Source organism: Nocardia sp. NPDC050435, from assembly GCF_040655395.1.
Lineage (GTDB): Bacteria > Actinomycetota > Actinomycetes > Mycobacteriales > Mycobacteriaceae > Nocardia.
Map to the genome: position 1 here is coordinate 60,180 of NZ_JBFAJW010000016.1, position 21,297 is coordinate 81,476.

A 21,297-nucleotide genomic window follows, 5' to 3' on the forward strand; every position below is an offset into this window, starting at 1 on the left:
ACACTCTCCGTTCGAAGCCGGGATGGATTACCTATCCAGGACGAGCGAGCGGCCACCTATGTGACGACGCGTGACCTGATTCACCTGGGCCCCCGGGGTGGTGCGGGTGCGGCGGTGGCGCGCGCATACAGTTGGGGCGTGTCGGTGTCCCATGCAGAAGTCGCACTGTCGTCCCACCCGCAGACCGGTGAGGCGGGTTTCCCGTTCTCGGCCGTGGTCGGGCAGGAACGGTTGCAGCTGGCGCTGATTCTCTGCGCGGTGCATCCCGGGATCGGCGGCGTGCTGGTGCGCGGGGAAAAGGGCACCGCGAAATCGACCGTGGTGCGGGCGCTGGCCCAGTTGCTGCCGCCGGTCGTCGACGAGACCGGGGCGCGGCCCGCGCGGCTGGTCGAGCTGCCGGTCGGCGCGACCGAGGACCGGGTCGTCGGTTCGCTGGACCTGGAGCGGGTGTTGCGCGACGGCGAGCAGGCGTTCCGGCCGGGTCTGCTGGCGGCCGCCCACCACGGCGTGCTCTACGTCGATGAGGTGAACCTGCTGCACGACCACCTGGTCGACGTGCTGCTCGACGCCGCCGCCATGGGGCGGGTGCACATCGAGCGCGACGGCGTCTCGCATTCGCATCCGGCGCGGTTCGTTCTGGTCGGCACGATGAACCCGGAGGAGGGCGAGCTGCGTCCGCAGCTGCTGGACCGGTTCGGACTCACCGTCGACGTCGCCGCCTCGCGGGATGTGGACGTGCGGATGGCGGTGGTGCGCAGGCGCCTCGATTACGAAGCCGATCCGAACGGGTTCGCGGCCGGCTACGCCGCCGCCGATCGGGCCACGGCCGAACAGATTCTCTCGGCCCGCGACCTGGTCGGTCGCGTGCTGCTCGACAATGTGGAATTGCGCCGGATCGCCGCGCTGTGCGCCTCCTTCGACGTCGACGGCATGCGCGCGGATCTCGTGGTCGCGCGGACGGCGACCGCGCACGCCGCCTGGCGCGGGGCGGACCGGGTGAGCGAGCAGGATGTGCGGGTGGCGGCGGAACTGGCGCTGCCGCATCGTCGTCGGCGGGATCCGTTCGACGAGCCGGGGATCAGCGAGGAGCAGCTGGACGAGGCGATGCGCGAGGCCGGGGCGGAGGCGGAGCGCGAGAGCGGTTCGGGGGGAACCGAACTCGACGACGAGGCGGGAAACGGGCCGGAGGGGGACGGAGGGCCGGACGACGGCCCGGAGGGACCGGATGGCGGGCCCGGCGGTTCCGGTGGCCCGGATACCGGCCCGACCGACGTCGGCCCCGCCGGTAGCCCGAGCGGCCCGGACGGTGGACCCGACGGTCCCGATCAGGGACCTGATGGCCCCGATCACGGACCTGATGGCCCGGATGACGGACCCGATGGGGGCCCCGAGGGCACGCCGCCGCCGCGCGGTACCACCCAGCCCGCCGGTAGCGACCCGGGCGGTTCGGAGAATTTCGGCGCCCGCGAGAACCGCACCGGCACACCGGCTTCCAATAAAATCGCGACTCCGCGCTGGGAGGTACCCGGCATCGGCGAGGGCGCTCCGGGCCGCCGCTCGCGCGCGCAGACCCGCAGCGGACGGGTGGTCCGCTCCAGCACCGAGACCACCGGCGGACTGCACCTGCTCGGCACGATCTTCGCCGCCGCGCCGCACCAGCACCGCCGCGGCCGTAGCGCGGGGTCGCTGGAACTGCTGGCCGAGGATCTGCGCGGCGCGTATCGCGAAGGGCGCGAAGGCAACCTGATCGTCTTCGTGGTCGACGCCTCCGGCTCCATGGCCGCCCGGGACCGGCTCTCCGCCGTCACCGGCGCGGTCGTCGCCCTGCTGCGTGACGCCTACCAGCGCCGCGACAAGGTCGCCGTCATCACGGTGCGCGGGCAGGACGCCGAACTCGTGCTCCCGCCCACCTCCTCGGTCGACATCGCCGTGCGCCGCCTCGCCGGTATGCGCACCGGCGGCAAGACTCCGCTCGCCTCGGGCCTGCTGAAGGCGCGCGAGGTGATCGCCCGGGAACGCCTGCGCGACCCCCGCCGCCGCCCCATGCTGGTCCTGCTCACCGACGGCCGCGCCACCGGCGGCGTAGACCCGGTGCCGCGCGCCCGCGCCGCCGCCGGTCTGCTGGCCCGCGACGCCGTCACGGCCATGGTCGTGGACTGCGAACGCGGCATGATCCGCCTCGGTCTCGCGGCCGACCTGGCCCACACTTTGCGCGGCGGATACCTGCGCCTCGCCGAACTCACCGGCGACGCCGTGGCCGATGTCGTCCGCGCCGGTTCCGGCCGATCGTCCGCCAGGGCCGCGTGAGCGCGCCTGGCCGGCGTGGCCGGAGTGGTGTGACAGCAAGGAGTTTCGATGCCTAAGGGTGTGCCGGAGACGGTTCCGGACGATGGGTTGACGACGCGGCAGCGGCGTAATCAGCCGGTGCTGGCGGTGCATACCGGGCCCGGCAAGGGGAAGTCGACGGCCGCGTTCGGGATGGCGCTGCGGGCCTGGAATCAGGGCTTCGACGTCGCGGTGTTCCAGTTCGTGAAGAGCGCGAAGTGGAAGGTGGGGGAGGAGGCCGCGTTCCGGACGCTCGGGACGCTGCACGCCGAGACCGGCGCGGGCGGGCCCGTGGAGTGGCACAAGATGGGCGAGGGCTGGTCCTGGACCCGGAAGCAGGGCACCGAGGAAGATCATCAAGCCGCGGCGCTGGCAGGCTGGCAGGAGATCGCGCGGCGGCTGGCGGCGGAGCAGCATCGGTTCTACGTGCTCGACGAGTTCACCTACCCGTTGAAGTGGGGCTGGGTGGATGTCGACGAGGTCGTCGAGACCCTGGTGCGCCGGCCGGGCAATCAGCATGTCGTCATCACCGGCCGCGACGCCCCGCCCGCGCTGCTCGAGGCCGCCGATCTCGTCACCGAGATGACCAAGCTCAAGCACCCGATGGACGCGGGCCGCAAGGGCCAGCGCGGCATCGAATGGTGAATGTGCCCGCGGTGGTGATCGCCGCGCCCGCCTCGGGCAGCGGAAAGACCACCCTCGCCACCGGTTTGATCGGTGCGCTGCGGCGCGCGGGGCACCGGGTGGCTCCGTTCAAGGTCGGCCCGGACTACATCGATCCCGGCTATCACGGTCTGGCCGCCGGACGTCCGGGACGCAATCTGGATCCCGTGCTGGTCGGCGCGGACCGGGTGGTGCCGCTGTATCAGCACGGCAGCCGGGACTGCGATCTGGCGGTCGTCGAGGGCGTGATGGGCCTGTTCGACGGTCGCATCGACGAAAATCATTCCGGCCCGGTCGCGGAGGGCTCGACCGCGCAGGTCGCGAGCCTGCTCGGCGCACCGGTGATCCTGGTGGTGGACGCCCGCGGCCACAGCCAGAGCCTGGCCGCCCTGCTGCACGGTTTCGCGACCTTCGACAGCGGCATCCGGCTCGGCGGCGTGATTCTCAACCGCGTCGGCAGCGAACGCCACGACCAGGTGCTGCGCGCGGCTTGCGCCCGCGTCGGCCTTCCGGTGCTCGGCTCGCTGCCGCGGATGGCCGAGTTGGAAGTCCCGTCCCGGCATCTGGGCCTGATCCCGGCGGTCGAGCACGGCGTCGCCGCCACCAACGCCGTCGCCGCGATGACCGATCTCATCGCGGCGCACGTCGACCTGGCGGCCATCGCGGCACTGTCCCGCACCACGGTCAGCGGCCCGGCCTGGGATCCGATCGACGAGTTGCGCGCCGCTGGAACGGGTTCCGCGACCGCACCCGTCCGGGCCGGAGCGGAAGACGTGGCAGCCGGGGGCGCGCCGGTGCTCGCGATGGCGGGCGGGCCCGCGTTCACCTTCGGCTACGCCGAGCATCGCGAACTCCTGCTCGCGGCCGGCGCGGAGGTCGCGGTCTTCGATCCGCTGCACGACGAATTGCCCACGGGCGCGGCGGGTCTGGTGCTGCCGGGCGGCTTTCCGGAGGAGCACGCCGCTGCCCTCGCCGCCAACATCCCACTGCTGCGCGCGGTCGCTCAGCAGGCGGAGGCGGGGCTGCCGATCCACGCCGAATGCGCCGGGCTGCTGTATCTCACCCGCGCACTGGACGGGCACTCGATGGCGGGCGTCGTCGACGCCGAGGCCGAATTCGGGCCGCGCCTGACCCTCGGCTACCGCGACGCCGTCGCCCTGGCCGACTCACCGCTGTGGCGGGCGGGCGAACGGGTGCGCGGCCACGAATTCCATCGCACCCGCCTGATCTCGGGTGCCACCGCCGACCCGGCGTGGGGTTGGCACGGATCCCAGGGGGAGCGGGTGCGCGAGGGGGCGCTGATCCACCGCGTGCACGCCTCGTACCTGCACACCCACCCGGCCGGAAACCCCGCGGCCACCGCCCGATTCGTAGCCGCCGCCGCTGCCTTCGCAGGCGCCCGTGTCCCGCACTGAGCGGCGGGCCGCATGGCCGAGCTGATCGTCGGCCTCGGGGCGCGGCCGGGCGTCAGCGCGGCCGCTATCCGGCGTGCGATTCGAGAAGCGCTGGGTAACAACATTATTCGTGGGCTGGCGACCATCGATCGGCGCGCGGGCGAGCCCGGATTGCTGATCGTCGCCGCCGAATTGGGGGTGGCGGTGCATGCGTATTCCGCCGCCGAACTCGATCGGGTGCGCGTCCCCAGCCCGGCGGCGCGGACCCGGGAAGCCCTCGGGACGGCCAGCGTCGCGGAGGCCGCCGCCGTCCTCGCGGGCGGCGGACCGCTCGTGCTCCGCAAACGCGTGGTCGGCGGCGTCGTCGTCGCGGCGGCCCGCTACCGCCCGGGCTCGATCTGACCGGGCGACCGGCGGGTGCCCGGTCGACTGCGGGCACCCGCCGATCAGCGGATCACGGTGCGACCGAACCCCAGTCGGCGAAACCGGTGGGGTCGTGCCGGCCCATGCTCGCGTGCTCGAACAGGCCCCAGCCCTCGGCGCCACCGCAGCGCGCGTGGCCGACGTGGTCGATGACGCCGAACGGGATGCGCCCGGCGACGGCCGGATCGGTGAGGTCGTAGCTCCGGGAGTCGACCCAGCCGCGGCCCTTCCACTGGCCGTGCAGCCAGTCCGGGTCGCCGCCGTAGCCGCAGCCGATGTGCAACGGCACCCCGGTGCCCGCGGTGACCTCGATGTCGAGGGGTTTGCCGTCGGGGGTGGTGCACTCCAGGCGCACCGAGAGCGGAATCCGGGTGCCGGAGCGGTATTCGAACGAGATCCGCGGCCAGCCGAGCTGTTCCACCCGGCCGTCCGGCCACACCCGGGTGGCGTCGTTGAGGGTGCGGGTGCCGTCCGGCTCCTCCTGCACGATCACGATGACGGCGAAGTCGTCGAAGCGCAGCGGCACGTAGAGCCACCAGAACCCCTCGGCGGGTTCGGCGCCCGCGCGGCCCGCCGGTTCGGGATCGCCGACGGGGCGAATGCCCCAGGAGCGGTCCCGGGTGCCCGTCCAGACGGCCGGATCGATGGCGATGTCCTCGCCGTCCACCGCCAGCGTGCCGGACCAGGAGCCGACCTGGGCGAAGCGGGTGGCGTCGATGATGGGTTTGCCGCCGCGCATGATCAGGTGCGGCTGCTCCTGCACGACGGGGAACGCGCCCTCCCAGGTCATGTCCATGGCGATGTCGTCGTGCTCGCAGATCACCCGGAGCTTGTTCAGCGGCTCGACCACCTCGATCCGGTAGCCGCCGACGGCCATGTCCAGGCTGCGGTCGCCGAGCGCGTCGGAGAAGCGCACCGAGCGCTGGCGGTCCCCGCGCCCCACGCAGACATAGCCGTCGGTCACGCCGAGGTTCGGATAGACGCCGAATCCGGTGATCAGGAACGTGCCGCCGTCGCGGTCGTGGGCGTTGAAGTAGCTGCGGTCGTAGAAGTTCCGGTCCGAGGTGGCCACCCGCGCCATGCTCAGGGTGGTCTGGTGGACCGGGAATTCGTCCAGAGGTGCGGGCGCGGCGCCCGGAATGCGTTCGGCCATGGTTGTTCTCAATCCCACTGGTAGGTTCCGTCGAGCAGAGCCTCGAGGCTCGGCCGGTGCATCACGTAGTCGTCGCGGTCGGGAGTATCGGTGTCCTCGCCGAAGTGGATCATCCGGCGCTTGACCCGGGCCATCACGATGGCGTGCTTGAGCGCGGAGAAGACGATGTAGAAATCCAGGTCGCGTAGCGTATAGCCGGTCAGCTCTTCGTATTTCGCGACGACTTCGGCGCGCGGCAGGAAGCCCGGCAGGCCCGGCTGATCGAAGCGCACCGCGAGATCCTGGAAGAAGCGGTGCAGGAAGATCAGCCACGCCACGTCCAGTTCGCGCGGGCCGATCGTGGCCATCTCCCAGTCCAGCACGGCGGCCGGATCGAACCCGCGATAGAGGATGTTGCCGGGCCGGGAATCGCCCCAGGACAACACATCCGGGCCCGGATCGGCCGGCCAGTGCGCCTCCAGCCAGTCGAAGCCGCGCTCGATGATCGGGATGGCGTAGCCGTCGTCGGCCAGGCCCCACTGATACCAGCCGCGATACCAGTCCACAGTGCGGCGCAATGCCGGGCCCGGGCCGTCCAGCATCGGGAATTTCGCGGCCGGGTCCGGGATGTCGTGGATCTTGGCGATCGCTTCGACGGTGCCCGCCAGCAACCGCGCGTGCTCCTCGGGGGTGGCCTCGAAGACCCAGCCGAGGAAGACATACGGCGGGTTGTCCGAAACCACCCGGCCCTCGGCCTTCTCCATCACGAAAAACGCCGCGCCCAGCACGCTTTCGTCGGTCTCCAGCCAGCGCAGCACCGGCACCGGCACGTCGGAGGCCGCCGCGACCCCGGCGATCACCTGGTACTGCCGTTCCAGGTCGTAGGTCTCGAAGATCGGGAAATCGCTGTCCTGCGGCGCCAATCGCGCCACGAACGAGCCGCCCGCGGGTGTACCGCCGCTCGACCACTCCGCGTCGAAGAACACCGAGGTACTCGACATGCCCGCGCCTTCCGGTCGCGACAGTCCCGAGATCTTCGGCGGCTCGTCGGCCGAGACCCGGCCGGCCAGCCAGCGCGAGAGATCCTCCGCGAGCGTGTCGAGATCACGGCCACTGACGGTGAGTTGCATCCGTTCGGTGGGGTCGGGCTCGTCGGCCATATTCGTCCTCCTGCAGCAGTTCGTCCGGTCGCGAATGTAACCGGCTTAGTGCAGCGGCGCAGGGCAATTGGGGTGCGCCGCCGAACCCGCCCACTGCGCGGGCGCACCCGCTCACTGGACGGAATCGGCGGTTGACATTTCCGGCCGGGCCACGTTCGCTTGCAGCCCTGTCCGGTGCGCGCCGCGGCGATGGTGGTGCTGGCACCCGTCGCCGGGGTGGTGTTCTCACCCCGGAGTGCTAGGGGTGGCACGTAAGCCGGAAGAAGTAGGGGAAGACCAGGGGTTTCCTGGAGGCGCGGAGCACGGGCCCGCCGATAGCTTTCGAGCGTCGATTGTTGTCGGTGAGAGTGAGGTCTTCGGGTGAGTGTCCTCGGCGCGCAGGTCGTGGAGCGGGATGACAGTGTGATCCGGCAGCCGCCGGAACCACGGCCCCCGTGGCATCCGCTGGCCCGCCTCGGCTTTCGCTTCTGTTTCGCCTATTTCACGTTGTTCTGCCTGATCTTCGCGCAGATCCTGTACGTCTTCACGGGGCTGGCCGGGGCCGCGCTGCTGCCCGACGACGCCGTTCAGTGGCAGATGCAGCAGCTCGCGCCCCTGGCGAGCTGGGTCGGCGAGCACGTCTTCGGCGTGGACGCGGTGCTGCACGACAGCGGCAGCGGCGACCAGCTGGTGATCTGGGTGCTGATCGCCATGATGCTGGCGCTGGCGGCGGCGATCACGGCGATCTGGACCCTGCTGGATCGGCGGCGCGGCGACTATCGCGTGCTCAGCGTCTGGTTCGTGACCGGGATCCGGCTGTGCGTGGGCGGGCAGCTGCTCTGGTACGGCTGGGCGAAGCTGGTGCCCAATCAGATGCCGTATCCGTCGCTGACCATGCTGTTGCAGCCCTACGGCAATCTCACCAAGATCGATGTGCTGTGGAATCAGGTCGGGGTGTCCCCGGCGTACCAGATCCTGCTGGGCGCGGCGGAGGTGGTGGCCGGGCTGCTGCTGTTCCTGCCCCGCACCGCGACGCTGGGCGGGATGATCGGCCTGATCAGCATGCTGCAGGTGTTCCTGCTGAACATGACCTACGACGTGCCGGTGAAGATCCTGTCGTTCCACCTGGTGCTGATGTCGCTGATCGTGCTCGCGCCGCAGCTCCGGCGGATCATGGATTTCCTTGTGCTGCAACGCACCACCGATCCGGCGACGCAGCGCCCGCTGTTCCGCGGGCGGCGCGCCGAACGGGTGGCCGTCGTGGTGCAGGTGCTGCTCGGACTGTGGGTGACCAGCGCCTGCGTGCACGACGCCTACCGGTCCTGGAACGAATGGGGTTACGGCGCACCGGAACCCGCGCTCTACGGGATCTGGGCGGTGACCGAGTTCAGCCGCGACGGTCAACCGCTGCCGCCGCTGACCACCGACGAGCACCGCTGGCAGCGCCTGGTCGTCGACAAGGGCTTCCTCACCTATCAGCGGATGGACGGCACGCTGGTGCCGGGCCTGGGCGAGGTGGACGCCGCCGCGCGCACCGTCACCCTGACCGGGCCGCCGGAGTCCGCCGCACCCGTCGCCCGGCTCGCCTTCGAGGAGCCCGCCGCCGGCCAGCTGATCCTGCGCGGTGAGATCCAGGGACATCCGGTGACGGTGACGCTGCGCAAGCAGGATCCCGGCGAGTTCCGGCTGCGCGGACCCGGGTTCCACTGGGTGCAGGACGTCCCCGCGCTGAACTGAGCGGCCCGCCCGGATAGGTTTGCCGCGCGGAGTTCGGCGGAAGTGGTGAGGTGGTCGCGTGGGTGCTGTGGGAGAGCCCGGAGCGACCGCCTGGCCGTGGGCGGCCCGGGTCGGCTTCCGGTTCTGCTTCTGCTACTTCCTGCTGTTCGGTGTGGTATTCACCCAGATCCTGTTCCTGTACACCGGATTCGTCACCGGGTTCCTCTCCGAGGAGTCGGTGCTGTGGCAGCGGCCCTGGCTGACGGCGGGACCGGCCTGGGTGGGCCGGCACGTCTTCGGGGTGCCGGTGCGCCTGCGGCTGAGCGAAAGCGGGGATCAGGCCTACATCTGGGTGCTGGTCGGCTGCCTGCTGGTGGTGGCCGGGGCGGCGACCCTGGTCTGGACCGCGCTGGCCCGGCGCACCGAATACGCCCGGCTGGGCGCATGGTTCGTGCTCGCGGCGCGGATCGCCCTGGGCACCCAGCTGCTCTGGTACGGGATCGCGAAACTGGTGCCGAACCAGATGCCCTCGCCACCGCTGACCACCCTGCTGGAGCCGTTCGGCGACTTCACCCGGATGGAGGTGCTGTGGAACCAGATCGGCATCGCGCCCGGCTATCAGATGCTGCTCGGCGCGGCCGAGGTGCTGGCCGCGGTGCTGCTGCTGACGACGCGCACCGCGACGCTGGGCGCGCTGCTGGCGCTGGTCTGCCTGACCCAGGTGTTCGTGCTGAACCTGGCCTACGACGTGCCGGTGAAACTGTTCTCGTTCCATCTGCTGCTGCTGAGCTGGGTGGTGCTCGCCCCGCAGGCGCGCGGGCTGATCGCGGTGCTGGTGCTGCACCGCCCTGCCGCGCCGCTGCTGCCGCCGCCGGTGCCCGCCCGGCGGCTCGCCACGGTCCTGCCGGTGCTGTTCGGTCTGCTGGCCGGGGTCACCTGTGTCCGCGACGCCTGGCAGAGCTGGCACGAATGGGGTTACGGCGCACCGAAACCCGCGCTGTACGGCATCTGGGACGTCACCGAATTCAGCCTCGACGGCCGTGCGCTGCCGCCGCTGACCACCGACGAGATCCGCTGGCAGCGCCTCGTGGTCGACCTCCCCGGCCCGGCGTACCAGCGCATGAACGGCGACTTCGTCCCGGGCGCGCTGGACGAGACCCGTGGCGTGCTCACCCTCGCGGACACCGCCCTCACCTACCGGCGCCCCGACCCCGATCATCTGATCCTGCACGGCGACCGGCACCGTCACCAGCTCTCGATCACCCTGGTTCGCCGCGACCTGGCCGACTTCCGGGTCCGCCGCCCGGGTTTCCACTGGGTTCAGGAAACCCTGCCCCGTGACCCGTGACCGCGGAACAGACCGCGCGGCCCGTGCGGGGGCCGAGCAGCGGTCCCGTAGGCTCGAACCTTGTGTCGAACACGTCAGCAAACACCGATGAGCACGTCGAAAGCGCCCCGGCCGGGGACCCGAACTACCTGGTGGGCCTGGATCTGAACGGGCGCCGCGTGGTGGTCGTCGGGGGCGGCACGGTGGCGCAGCGCCGGCTCGGGCTGCTGATCGCCTCGGGGGCGGACGTGCACGTCATCAGTCGCGCGGCCACCCCAGCCGTCGAGGGCATGGCCACCTCCGGCCAGCTCACCCTGACCCTGCGCGACTACGCCGACGGCGATCTGGACGGCGCCTGGTACGCCATCGCGTGCACCGACGAGCCGGACACCAACGCCGCGATCGTCGCCGAGGCCACGCGCCGGCGCGTCTTCTGCGTGCGCGCCGACACCGCCCGCCTCGGCACCGCCGTCACCCCCGCGACCGCCCGCTACGACGGCCTCTCCCTCGGCGTGCTGGCCGGCGGCGAGCACCGGCGTTCGGCCGCGGTGCGCAACGCGCTGCTGGAGGCGCTGCAATCCGGTGTGGTGACCGATGATTCGGCTCCGGTGGTGCCCGGCGTCGCCCTCGTCGGCGGCGGTCCCGGCGACCCGGATCTGATCACCGTGCGCGGCCGCCGCCTGCTCGCCCGCGCCGAACTCGTCGTCGCCGATCGGCTCGCGCCCCCGGAACTGCTGGCCGAGCTCGGTCCCGACGTCGAGGTGATCGACGCGGCCAAGATCCCCTACGGCCGGGCGATGGCCCAGGAGGCGATCAACCTGGCCCTGGTCGAGGGCGCGAAGGCGGGCAAGTTCGTGGTTCGCCTCAAGGGCGGCGACCCCTACGTCTTCGGTCGCGGTTTCGAAGAGGTGGAAGCCTGCGTCGAAGCCGGTATCCCGGTCACCGTGGTTCCCGGCATCACCAGCCCGATCTCGGTGCCCGCCGCCGCCGGTATCCCGGTCACGCACCGCGGCGTCACGCACGAGTTCGTGGTCGTCAGCGGCCATGTCGCGCCCGATCACCCGGATTCCCTGGTCGACTGGCCCGCGCTGGCCCGGCTGCGCGGCACCCTGGTTCTGATGATGGCCGTCGAGCGGATCGAACAGTTCGCCCAGGCCCTGCTCGACGGCGGCCGCCCCGCCGACACCCCGGCCACCGTCATCCAGGAGGGCACCCTGCGCACCCAGCGCGTGCTGCGCGCCGATCTGGCCACCGTCGCCGCCCGCGTCCGCGACGAAGGCATCCGCCCGCCGGCGATCGTGGTCATCGGGCCCACCGCGGGATTCTCCGCCGACCGGGCCTGAGGCCCGTCCGGCCCCGCGCTGGTCGGGGCCGATATGGGGCCGGGACGGCGTTCCGCCCGGGCCCGGTGGGGCTCGGCTGGGGGCTGGTGGTTGCGCGCCGGTCCATTACAGTGGCTTCCTGTGCTCCAGAATCCCGCTGCGCCGATGCAGTATCCAGTGACGCAGCGGGCTTTCGGGCTCGCCATTCTCGTTCTCAGTGGGATGCAGCTGATGAGCGTGCTCGACGGCACGGTCATGATCCTGGTGGTCCCGCGGCTGCAAGCGGATTTCGGGATGTCGGCTTCCAGCGCCAACTGGGTGATCACCTCCTACGCGCTCACCTACGCCGGGCTGATGCTGCTGGGCGGCCGGGTCGGCGACGCGTTCGGCCGCAAGAAGATGTTCCTGCTCGGCGTCGGCCTGTTCACCTTTTCCTCGCTGCTGTGCGGCCTGGCGATCAACGGCGGCATGCTGATCGGCATGCGGGCGCTGCAGGGCGTCGGCGCGGCCTTCGCCTCGCCCACCGCGCTGGCCCTGGTCGCCACCACCTTCGCGCCCGGTAAGGCGCGCAATCAGGCCATCGCCATCTTCGGCGCGATGGTCGGCGTCGGCTCGGTCGGCGGCCTGGTGGTCGGCGGCGCGCTGGCCGATGTCTGGTGGCGCGGCATCTTCCTGATCAATGTGCCGATCGGCCTGCTCGTCTTCGTGGGCGCGCTGCGCTGCCTGCGCGACACCGAGCACCACCGGCTCTCGCTCGACGTGCGCGGCGCGGTGCTGGCGACGTTCGGCGTCTCGGCCCTGGTGTTCGGCGGCATGGAGGGGCCCGCGCTGGGCTGGGGGCATCCGGTGATCATCGGCTCGCTGGCGGCCGGCGGCGTCCTGCTGATCACGTTCGTCCTGGCGGAGCGCAATGTGGACAATCCGCTGCTGCCGTGGTCGCTGTTCAGCAGCCAGGACCGGGTCGCGACCTTCCTGGCGGTGCTGCTGGCCAGCGGCGTGATGGGCGGCATCTCGGTCTTCGGCGCGCAGTACGTGCAGAACGTGCTGGGCTACAGCGCTTTACAGTCCGGCCTGATCTTCATCCCGTTCACCATCGGCATGGGCGTCGGCGGCGCGCTGACCTCCAAGCTGGCCATGCGCGTGGCGCCCAGATATCTGATCGGCGCCGGCGCGGGCCTGGCGGCCGTGGCGCTGCTGTTCGGCTCCACCCTGGACCGCACCGCCAACCTGCCCACGCTGCTCACCCTGTTCCTGGTGATCGGCACCGGCGTGGGCATCGTGCTGGTCATCGTGCCGCTGTGCCTGATCGTGGGCGTGGAGGTCACCGAGATCGGCCCGCTGAGTGCCGTCGGCCAGATGCTGCTGGCGTTCGGGCCCGCGCTGGCGCTGGGTTTCCTCGGCCCGGTCGTGGTCTCGCGCACGCTGGCCCTGGGCGGCAGCGACACCATCAAGCCCAGCGCCATGAACACCTCCCAGCTCGACGCCCTCAGCAGTGGCTACACCCTGGCGCTGTTCCTCTGCGGCGTCGGCGTGCTGCTCACCCTGCTGATCGCGCTGGCCATCCGCTACACCGCGGCCCAGGTCGCGCAGGCCCAGCACGCCCAGGAAGAAGCCCAGCAGGCCTGACAACCCGGCCGCCACATGGGAAGATCGCGAGAGTGACCAACAAGCCCACCCCGCAGGAGCGTCTCGACGACCTCGCGCGGCTGCGCCGGGTCCGCGACCGGATCGACCGCGAGTACGCCCGGCCCCTGGATGTGGAAGCCCTCGCCCGGGACGCGCACATCTCGGCCGGGCATCTGAGCCGCCAATTCAAGGCCGCCTACGGCGAATCGCCCTACTCCTATCTGATGACCCGCCGCATCGAGCGCGCGATGACGCTGCTGCGCCGCGGCGATCTGAGCGTCACCGAGGTCTGCTTCGAGGTGGGCTGCTCCTCGCTGGGTACCTTCAGCACCCGGTTCACCGAACTCGTCGGCATGCCGCCCAGCGCCTACCGCGAGCAGCAGGCCCACGCCACCGAGGGCATGCCCCCGTGCGTGGCCAAGAAGGTGACCCGACCGATCAGGAATAAAGAAGCGCAGGCTACCTAGCCGCAATTAGCCTGATCATCATGGAAATCGCCATTTATCAGAGCTACCTGCCGCAGACCGACCCCGACGCCGCCGTGGCCTTCTACCGCGATGTCCTGGGCTTCGAACTGCGCAACGATGTCGGTTACAACGGCCTGCGCTGGCTGACCGTCGGCCCGCCCGGGCAGCCCGAGATCGGGCTGGTCCTCTACCCGCCGACGGGCGACCCGGGCATCACGCCCGAGGAGCACCGCGTGATCGGGGAGATGATGGCCAAGGGCACCTTCGCCAGCATCAACCTGGGCACCAAGGATCTCGACGCGGTCTACGAGAAGCTGCGCGCGGCGGGTGCGGAGGTGGTGCAGGAGCCGACCGATCAGGATTACGGGGTGCGCGACTGCGCGTTCCGCGACCCCTCGGGCAACATGATCCGGATCAAGCAGGCCGACTAGCTGACCGAGCGCAGCCGGCGCAGCGTGGGCTGATCGAGATCGAGCTCCAGCTCGATCGGCCCGAGTTCGGCCGCGATCCGGGCGAACTCCCCGGCCCAGCGCGTCAGCGCACCGGCGCGGTGCACGAGACCCCAGCTGAGCGTGGGCGTTTCGTCGATGGGCAGGTACACCGCCTCGCCGCGGTCGTAGTACTTGATGCCCTGCCCGCAGGCGAAGGCGACCGCGTCTCCGGTGGACACGGCGAAGAGGATCTCCTCGCGCGTTGGGGGCGGCGCGTCGGTTTGCCGCGCCGGGAGCGGGGAGAACGACTGCTCCCAGTACTCGGGCAACGGCAGTCCGGACGGCAGCACCTCGTACTCGGCGATCTCGGCCAGCGACACCGAGGCCCGGCCCGCCAGGGCGTGCCCCTGCCGGACGACCAGCACGATCGGCTCGGTGAACGCCGCCGGCCCGGCCACCAGATCGGGTTCCAGCACCGGGAGCGCGACCAGCGCCACGTCGACCTCGCCGCCGCGGATCAGCGCGAACGGATCATCGATGCGCACTTCGCGCATGCGCAGCCCGACCTCGGGCCAGCGGGTCCGGAACAACGCGGTGATCGGGGCCAGGTCCTGCCACATCGGGCCGAGCACGCCCAGGGTGAGGGTTTCCGGGCCGCCCCGCGCGGCGCTGGCGGCGGACTCGACACCGTCGAGAATGCGCCGGTAACCGGCTTGCAGGTCGTCGCGCAGCTGCTCGCCGAGCGGGGTCAGGGTGACCTTGCGGCTGGTGCGTTCGAACAGCGGCGCCCCGATCCGCCGCTCCTGCTTGGCGATCGTCTGGCTCACCCGGGGCGTGGAGATGTGCAATCGCTCCGCCGTCCGGCCGAAGTGCAGCTCTTCGGCCAGCGTCAGGAAGATTTCGATATCGCGCAGTTCCACCCCGTCATCGTCGGCGATCGTTAACCCCCGGCGCAACCGCCGTTTCCTGATCGCTCATTGTTCGCCCCTGGTCAGAACGGAAAACTGAGAGTCGTAAGGAACAGCGCAGCGAGAGGTCGGGGTTCATGGCAGTGGTACGGACGCACCGGTACACCGTGGTGACCGGGAAGCTGGCGCAGGTGCTCGAGCAGCGCACGCGCCTGATCGGCGGCCTGCGGTCGGCGCATCCGGCCTTCACCACCGCCACCCTGATCCGCCAGGAAGACGGGTCCTACCTCGATATCTGGCGCTGGGAATCGGCCGAGGCGCGCGGCATCGCGGCCGAAACCCTCGACTTCGCGCCGAACTCGGCGCTGACCACCGGACACACCGTCCTCGACGGCGATGTGCTCATCGAAACATCGGAGAATGCCATGACGACCACCCAGCAGCGCAAGCCCGGCACCCCCGGCGCCTTCTCGCGGTGGATGCAGCAGAAGATGAACGGCCGGATGAACCGCAAGATCCGCGGCGGGCACGGCACCTTCATGGGCATGGACGTGCTCATCCTCAACACCGTCGGCCGGCGCAGCGGTCAGCCGCGCCAGACGCCGCTGGCCTGGTTCCCCGACGGGGAGAACAGCTGGGTGCTGGTCGGCTCGGGCGGCGGTAGCCAGAACCCGGATTGGCACGCCAACCTGATGGCCGATCCCGGCCGGGTGACGATCGAGCTGCCCGGCGGCGCGCCGTTCGCCGTCACGCCCCAGCAGCTCGAGGGCGCCGAGCGGGAGCGGGTCTGGGAGCGCATCGCCGCCGCCCAGCCCCGGATCGCCAAGTACCAGAGCAAGTCCGACCGCGTGTATCCCCTCGTCCGCCTGACCGCACGCTGAGCGAACCGGGCGTCCCGCCCGGGTCCGCCGGTCCTGATCAGGCAAGATCGATAAGCCACCCCGCAGCACAGATGGAGACCACGATGACCACCGCCGCCGACAGCCACGATCTGATCCGCGTACACGGTGCGCGCGTCAACAACCTCAAAGACGTCAGCATCGAATTGCCGAAGCGGCGGCTCACCGTCTTCACCGGTGTCTCCGGATCCGGCAAGAGCTCGCTGGTGTTCGACACCATCGCCGCCGAATCGCAGCGGCTGATCAACGAGACCTACAGCACCTTCGTGCAGGGCTTCATGCCGACACTGGCCCGCCCCGACGTCGACGTGCTCGACGGGCTGACCACCGCGATCAGCGTCGACCAGCAGCGCATGGGCTCGGATCCGCGCTCCACGGTGGGCACCGCCACCGACGCCAACGCCATGCTGCGCATCCTGTTCAGCCGGATCGGCAAGCCGCACATCGGCTCGCCGCAGGCGTTCTCGTTCAACGTCGCCTCGATCAGCGGCGCGGGCGCGGTCACCGTGGAAAAGGGCGGTCAGCAGGTCAAGGAGCGGCGCAGCTTCAGCATCACCGGCGGTATGTGCCTGCGTTGCGAGGGGCGCGGCGTCATCAACGACATCGACCTGACCCAGATCTACGACGAGAACAAGTCGCTGAACGAGGGCGCGCTCACCGTCCCGGGCTACAGCATGGACGGCTGGTACGGCCGGATCTTCGGCGGCTCCGGCTTCTTCGACATGGACAAGCCGATCAAGAAGTTCACCAAGAAGCAGCTCAACGACCTGCTGCACAAGGAGCCGACCAAGATCAAGGTCGACGGCATCAACCTCACCTACGAGGGCGTCATCCCGAAGATGCGCAAGTCGATGCTGTCCAAGGACGTCGATTCGCTGCAGCCGCACATCCGCGCCTTCGTCGAGCGCGCGGTCACCTTCGGCACCTGCCCGGAGTGTGGCGGCACCCGGCTCACCGAGGCGGCGCGCTCCTCGAAGATCAAGAAGCTCAGCATCGCCGACGCCTGCGCCATGCAGATCAGCGATCTGGCGGCGTGGGTGCGCGGGCTGAACGAGCCGTCGGTGGCCCCGCTGCTGGACAAGCTGGGCGACACCCTGGACTCGTTCGTCGAGATCGGCCTGGGCTACCTGTCGCTGGACCGCTCGGCGGGCACGCTGTCCGGCGGTGAAGCCCAGCGCGTCAAGATGATCCGGCATCTCGGGTCGGCGCTGACCGATGTCACCTACGTGTTCGACGAGCCGACCGTCGGCCTGCACCCGCACGACATCGAGCGGATGAACAACCTGCTGCTGCAGCTGCGCGACAAGGGCAACACGGTGCTGGTGGTGGAGCACAAGCCGGAGACCATTTCGATCGCCGATCACGTCGTGGACATCGGCCCGGGGGCCGGAACGGCGGGCGGCGCGGTCTGTTACGAGGGCACCGTGGCCGGGCTGCGCGGTAGCGGCACGGTGACGGGCAAGCACCTGGATGATCGTGCGGCCCTGAAGGATTCGGTCCGCGAGCCCACCGGCAAGCTGTCCATTCGGGGCGCGAACAGCCACAATCTGCGCGATGTCGATGTCGATATCCCGCTGGGCGTGCTGTGCGTCGTCACCGGTGTGGCCGGGTCCGGCAAGAGCTCGCTGATCCACGGCTCGATGCCCGCCTCCGAAGGCGTGGTCGCGGTCGATCAGACGCCGATCCGCGGGTCGCGCCGCAGCAACCCCGCGACCTACACCGGCCTGCTGGAGCCGATCCGCAAGGCCTTCGCCAAGGCCAACGGCGTGAAACCCGCTCTTTTCAGCGCGAATTCGGAGGGCGCCTGCCCGAACTGCAACGGCGCCGGCGTGATCTACACCGATCTCGGGATCATGGCGGGCATGGAGACCGTGTGCGAGGTCTGCGACGGCAAGCGGTTCATGGCCGAGGTGCTGGACTACAAGCTGGGCGGGCGCGACATCAGCGAGGTTCTGGCGATGCCGGTCGCCGAGGCGGAGGCGTTCTTCGCCACCGGTGACGCGAAACTGCCTGCCGCGCACGCCATCCTGGAGCGCCTGGTGGATGTCGGGCTCGGCTACCTCACCATCGGCCAGCCGCTGACCACGCTGTCCGGCGGTGAGCGGCAGCGGCTGAAGCTGGCTACGCACATGGGCGACAAGGGCGGGGTCTACGTGCTCGACGAGCCGACCACCGGCCTGCACCTGGCCGACGTGGAGAACCTGCTGCGGCTGCTGGACCGGCTGGTCGAATCCGGCAAGTCGGTGATCGTCATCGAGCACCATCAGGCGGTCATGGCGCACGCCGACTGGATCATCGATCTGGGTCCGGGCGCCGGCCACGACGGCGGCAAGATCGTCTTCGAGGGCACGCCCGCCGAGTTGGTGGCCGACCGGAGCACGCTGACCGGGCAGCACCTGGCCGAATACGTGGGCGCGCCCGCCAAGCGCAAGAAGGCCGCGGCGCGGAAGTAGGGAGTGCGGCGACGGGCCGCCCGGGGTGGGCGGCCCGGTCGTCGCGTGTCAGAGGCGGCCGACGACCTTGCGCGGCGTCACGCGGACCACGACGCGTGCGGCGTCGTCGACGGAGGCGGGGTTGAACTCGGCGTAGGGGAGGCCGGTGTACTTGCGCGAGAGCTCGTCCGGCAGCAGGCGTTCGGGATCGTCGGTCACTGTGGCCGAGCCGCGGATTTCGGCATAGACGAAGGGATTCTCCGGCGGGTTGACCAGGATCGTCACCCGCGGGTCCCGGGCGATGTTCTTGGCGTGCTGGCGGGCCACGGTGGTGGACAGCAGGATGTCGTCGCCGTCGCGCTTGACCCAGAACACGCCGAGATGGGGTTGCCCGTTCGCGCCGGTGGTCGCCACGGTAGCGTAGACCTTGGTCTCGTCGAGATGCTTTTTCAGGTCGGGTGAGAGCTCAGCTGTCATGCCCTGGTGAAACACGCTGCCCGGGAGGGCTATTCCCGCGTCAGCGCTCGGCCTTCTCCACGGCCGCGCGCACGGTGGCCGGGTCGCCCGGGGCGGCCTCGTGCTCCCAGAAGGGTGTGCCCGAGGCGTAGGGCACGCCGTAGGCCGGGGAGCCGGGGCGCAGCCGCCAGGATTCGGCCAGCGGGCCGATGTCGACCGTGTCGTAGCCGAGGGTGTCCAGGAGTTCGGCGGCGACGGTCTTGGCGGTGTCGTGGTCGCCGGCGATCGGGATGGCGGACCGGTCGGCCGCGCCCGCGGGACGGGGCAGCGCGGCCAGATGCGTGACGAAGATCGTGTTGAACGCCTTGACCACCTGCGAGGTGGGCAGTTCCGCTTGGAGCAGTTCACTGCTGGTGACCGAATTCGCGTCCAGCTCCGGGATCGCGCCGTCGCGCTGGGCGTTGTAGTTGGTGGTGTCGAGCACGACCTTGCCCGCCAGCGCGGCCACCGGGAGCGTGCGGTACACCCGGAACGGCGTGCAGACCACCACGATGTCGCCCGCCTCGGCCGCCTCCTGCGCGCCGGTCGCCCGCGCCCGCGAGCCGAGATCGGCGATCAGCTCGCGCAGCGACTCCGGGCCGCGCGAATTGCTCAGCACCACTTCCAGTCCCGCGTCGACGGCGAGCCGCGCCACCGTGCCGCCGATGCGGCCGCCGCCGATCAATCCCAGCGTTGTCATCTGCACTCCTCGCGACGGTTCACCCGGACACTAACCCAGCCCGCCGGTAGCCGCAGCGAATCCAGAGCCGCTGTCGCGCAGCCGATTCGAGGTCAGCTGGTCAGCGCGGTGAGCTCGGCCGTCAGGTTGGCCCGCGCGGCGGCCTCGTAACGCGCACGGGCCGTGGCGGTCCGGAACAGCCGCGGCTGCTCGGCCAGCCCCGCCAGCACCGCGGCGCGGCCCGCGCGGAACAGCTCGTCGGGCACGTGCCGGTACTCCGCGCGCACGGCCGCGGTGTAGGCGGCGTAACCTGGTTCGTCGGCAGCCAGGACGACGAGATCGGCATCGCAGAGCACCGCCCCGTTGCGATCGCCGGGTTCCGGGTCGTGCCGCGCGGTCAGCCGCACCAGCCGGCCCACCTCCGCGACGAGTTCCGTTGCCAGCCCCAGCCTTCCCAGCTGCTCCTCGGCCAGTTCGGCACTGCGCTCCTCGTTGTCGGACCGGTCCACCGCGTAGATCGCGTCGTGAAAGAACGCCGCATAGCGCACGGCATCGACATCCCGCGCGTCCCCGCCCAGCTCATCGATCGCCGCGAGCATCACCGCCAGATGATCGACGGTGTGATACCGCCGATGCGGTTCCCGATACCGCCGCACCAACCCCACCCCGACCTGCTCCGCGCCGGACCCCGCCAACTCGACCCAGCGCCGCACCAGTTCCTGATCCACCCGTCCTCCCATCCGCCCAGTGTGCTGGCAGCGCCCGGTCGCGGCAACAAGAATTTCGCCGGTGTAGGGCGTCGAATCGATGGCTAGACTCTCTGGGAGCCCGGAATTAGCCGGATCGAACGACGCTGACAAAGGTTGTCGTGTTGTCTCCCAGAGCCGTATTGGTACTGATACATGGGATCAATTCGGATCCCACTGCGTGGAAACCGATGCTCGAGCTACTCAGCGGTGATGAAAAAGTGTACCGACAGGTATCGATCCTCAATTTCGGCTATGCGACCGGGATCACGGGGAAACTTCCGAACCTCACCCGGATCGCGGGCAAGCTGGCGACCGAGATCAAGGAGACCGTGCCACCCGCCCTGCCCATCGTGGTCGCCGCGCACAGCCAGGGTGGTTTGATCGCGCAGCGGTACCTGGTTCAGCAGCTCACTGGGGGGAACGCTCGTGAGCTGCAACGCATCCGGCGTGTTCTGACCTTCGCGACACCCAATTCGGGATCCCAGTACGTAATCTACTTGCGCAAGATGCTCGGCTGGATTGTGCAGAATAATCAGGAGAAGGAGCTGCGAGCGATCAATGCGGAGGTAATCGAGACGCAGCGAATTCTTTTCGAGCGGATTATCAACGCGACTGCGGCGACCGAGACGACGGTGCCCATCCCATTCGAAGCGTACGCGGGGCAGCAAGACAAAATCGTCGAACCGCAATCGGCGCATTTCTTGTTCCCGATACACGGTGACCTCGACGGTGACCATTCGACCATCATCAGGCCGAAATCGCGGGATACGGCGATCTATCGAATTATGAGATCACGGCTGCTGGAGGTGGCTTCGGAACGGCCGGCCGCCATGGACGCGAGACCGCCCGGGCTCGTGATCGCCGAAGCCCTGGCGAAGATCGAAGAGCTGAAATCTTTTCCGGGCCGCCATGCATTTCTGGGCAGAATGCCGGACCACATCAGCAGCAAGATCACGCTGAGCCCGAGCAACAACACCCTCCTGGATCTGGGCCAACTCGTCGACGCGTGCATGTCCTACGAAGACGCCGGTCGCCTCGAACTGGTGCAGTGCATGACCCGGTGGCTGGAGCCGAATGCGCCGTCGGTCCAAAGAGCCATCGCGGTGATCGAGCGGTCCTGGCCGCGCACCCACCACTGATTCAGTGATGTCACAGCCAGTTGAGCATCGA

At 70.0% G+C, this 21,297-nt stretch carries 19 protein-coding genes; 13 read left to right on the top strand and 6 right to left on the bottom strand.

The window, feature by feature from the left end; translation table 11 throughout:
* The first annotated feature begins 144 nt into the window (after nucleotides 1–144).
* The 4 genes from AB0I43_RS37045 to AB0I43_RS37060 are packed head-to-tail and all read left to right on the top strand — an operon-like array spanning nucleotide 145 to nucleotide 4,784.
* Nucleotides 145–2,307, top strand: coding sequence for a VWA domain-containing protein (locus AB0I43_RS37045; RefSeq protein WP_357433566.1), 2,163 nt, complete (start codon nucleotides 145–147; stop codon nucleotides 2,305–2,307).
* A 48-nt stretch (nucleotides 2,308–2,355) separates the two neighbouring features.
* Complete coding sequence (gene cobO / locus AB0I43_RS37050) at nucleotides 2,356–2,970, top strand: cob(I)yrinic acid a,c-diamide adenosyltransferase (RefSeq protein ID WP_356978954.1); 615 nt, start codon at nucleotides 2,356–2,358, stop codon at nucleotides 2,968–2,970.
* Nucleotides 2,964–4,403: a cobyrinate a,c-diamide synthase gene (locus AB0I43_RS37055; protein ID WP_357433552.1), complete on the top strand. Its 1,440-nt coding sequence runs from the start codon at nucleotides 2,964–2,966 to the stop codon at nucleotides 4,401–4,403. The genes cobO and AB0I43_RS37055 overlap by 7 nt, the downstream gene beginning before the upstream one ends.
* Before the next feature lie 12 nt (nucleotides 4,404–4,415).
* Nucleotides 4,416–4,784, top strand: a complete 369-nt coding sequence (locus AB0I43_RS37060) for a cobalamin biosynthesis protein (RefSeq protein ID WP_356978958.1) — start codon at nucleotides 4,416–4,418, stop codon at nucleotides 4,782–4,784.
* 52 nt (nucleotides 4,785–4,836) lie between these two features.
* On the opposite strand, the gene AB0I43_RS37065 is transcribed toward AB0I43_RS37060, so the two are convergent.
* On the bottom strand, nucleotides 4,837–5,958 hold the full coding sequence (locus AB0I43_RS37065) for a hypothetical protein (protein WP_356978960.1): 1,122 nt from the start codon (nucleotides 5,956–5,958) through the stop codon (nucleotides 4,837–4,839).
* Nucleotides 5,959–5,966: 8 nt separating this feature from the next.
* A complete protein-coding gene (locus AB0I43_RS37070) occupies nucleotides 5,967–7,097 on the bottom strand; it encodes a phosphotransferase family protein (protein ID WP_356978961.1) in 1,131 nt (376 codons plus the stop codon).
* A gap of 360 nt (nucleotides 7,098–7,457) precedes the next feature.
* On the opposite strand from AB0I43_RS37070, the gene AB0I43_RS37075 reads away from it, so the two are divergent.
* The 6 genes from AB0I43_RS37075 (at nucleotide 7,458) to AB0I43_RS37100 (ending at nucleotide 13,965) form a co-directional block, all read left to right on the top strand.
* Nucleotides 7,458–8,813, top strand: coding sequence for a DoxX family protein (locus tag AB0I43_RS37075; protein ID WP_356978963.1), 1,356 nt, complete (start codon nucleotides 7,458–7,460; stop codon nucleotides 8,811–8,813).
* Between the two features lie 58 nt (nucleotides 8,814–8,871).
* Nucleotides 8,872–10,140: a DoxX family protein gene (locus tag AB0I43_RS37080; protein WP_356978965.1), complete on the top strand. Its 1,269-nt coding sequence runs from the start codon at nucleotides 8,872–8,874 to the stop codon at nucleotides 10,138–10,140.
* 62 nt (nucleotides 10,141–10,202) lie between these two features.
* Complete coding sequence (gene cobA / locus AB0I43_RS37085; protein ID WP_356978967.1) at nucleotides 10,203–11,462, top strand: uroporphyrinogen-III C-methyltransferase; 1,260 nt, start codon at nucleotides 10,203–10,205, stop codon at nucleotides 11,460–11,462.
* 144 nt (nucleotides 11,463–11,606) lie between these two features.
* Nucleotides 11,607–13,067: an MFS transporter gene (locus tag AB0I43_RS37090; protein WP_356978968.1), complete on the top strand. Its 1,461-nt coding sequence runs from the start codon at nucleotides 11,607–11,609 to the stop codon at nucleotides 13,065–13,067.
* Nucleotides 13,068–13,099: 32 nt separating this feature from the next.
* Entirely contained in the window at nucleotides 13,100–13,534 is a 435-nt protein-coding gene (locus tag AB0I43_RS37095; RefSeq protein ID WP_356978970.1) for a helix-turn-helix transcriptional regulator, read from the top strand.
* A 20-nt stretch (nucleotides 13,535–13,554) separates the two neighbouring features.
* Nucleotides 13,555–13,965 (top strand): VOC family protein, encoded by a 411-nt coding sequence (locus AB0I43_RS37100; RefSeq protein ID WP_356978971.1) that lies wholly within the window; start codon nucleotides 13,555–13,557, stop codon nucleotides 13,963–13,965.
* Here AB0I43_RS37100 and AB0I43_RS37105 read toward each other — a convergent pair.
* Nucleotides 13,962–14,885: a LysR family transcriptional regulator gene (locus tag AB0I43_RS37105; protein WP_356978973.1), complete on the bottom strand. Its 924-nt coding sequence runs from the start codon at nucleotides 14,883–14,885 to the stop codon at nucleotides 13,962–13,964. The two genes, AB0I43_RS37100 and AB0I43_RS37105, sit on opposite strands and share 4 nt — an antisense overlap.
* Before the next feature lie 413 nt (nucleotides 14,886–15,298).
* On the opposite strand from AB0I43_RS37105, the gene AB0I43_RS37110 reads away from it, so the two are divergent.
* Together AB0I43_RS37110 and AB0I43_RS37115 are read left to right on the top strand one after the other, a co-directional pair.
* Nucleotides 15,299–15,754 (top strand): nitroreductase family deazaflavin-dependent oxidoreductase, encoded by a 456-nt coding sequence (locus AB0I43_RS37110; RefSeq protein ID WP_356979112.1) that lies wholly within the window; start codon nucleotides 15,299–15,301, stop codon nucleotides 15,752–15,754.
* 83 nt (nucleotides 15,755–15,837) lie between these two features.
* Entirely contained in the window at nucleotides 15,838–18,225 is a 2,388-nt protein-coding gene (locus AB0I43_RS37115) for an excinuclease ABC subunit UvrA (protein ID WP_356978975.1), read from the top strand.
* Nucleotides 18,226–18,273: 48 nt separating this feature from the next.
* Here AB0I43_RS37115 and AB0I43_RS37120 read toward each other — a convergent pair whose 3' ends face one another.
* From AB0I43_RS37120 to AB0I43_RS37130, 3 genes are all read right to left on the bottom strand, one after another.
* A complete protein-coding gene (locus AB0I43_RS37120) occupies nucleotides 18,274–18,681 on the bottom strand; it encodes a PPOX class F420-dependent oxidoreductase (protein ID WP_356978977.1) in 408 nt (135 codons plus the stop codon).
* 40 nt (nucleotides 18,682–18,721) lie between these two features.
* Entirely contained in the window at nucleotides 18,722–19,399 is a 678-nt protein-coding gene (locus tag AB0I43_RS37125; protein WP_356978979.1) for an NAD(P)-binding domain-containing protein, read from the bottom strand.
* A 92-nt stretch (nucleotides 19,400–19,491) separates the two neighbouring features.
* Nucleotides 19,492–20,118, bottom strand: a complete 627-nt coding sequence (locus AB0I43_RS37130) for a metal-dependent phosphohydrolase (protein WP_356978980.1) — start codon at nucleotides 20,116–20,118, stop codon at nucleotides 19,492–19,494.
* A 128-nt stretch (nucleotides 20,119–20,246) separates the two neighbouring features.
* Here AB0I43_RS37130 and AB0I43_RS37135 point away from each other — a divergent pair, with 128 nt between their 5' ends.
* Nucleotides 20,247–21,266, top strand: a complete 1,020-nt coding sequence (locus tag AB0I43_RS37135) for an alpha/beta fold hydrolase (RefSeq protein WP_356978982.1) — start codon at nucleotides 20,247–20,249, stop codon at nucleotides 21,264–21,266.
* Nucleotides 21,267–21,297: the final 31 nt, after the last annotated feature.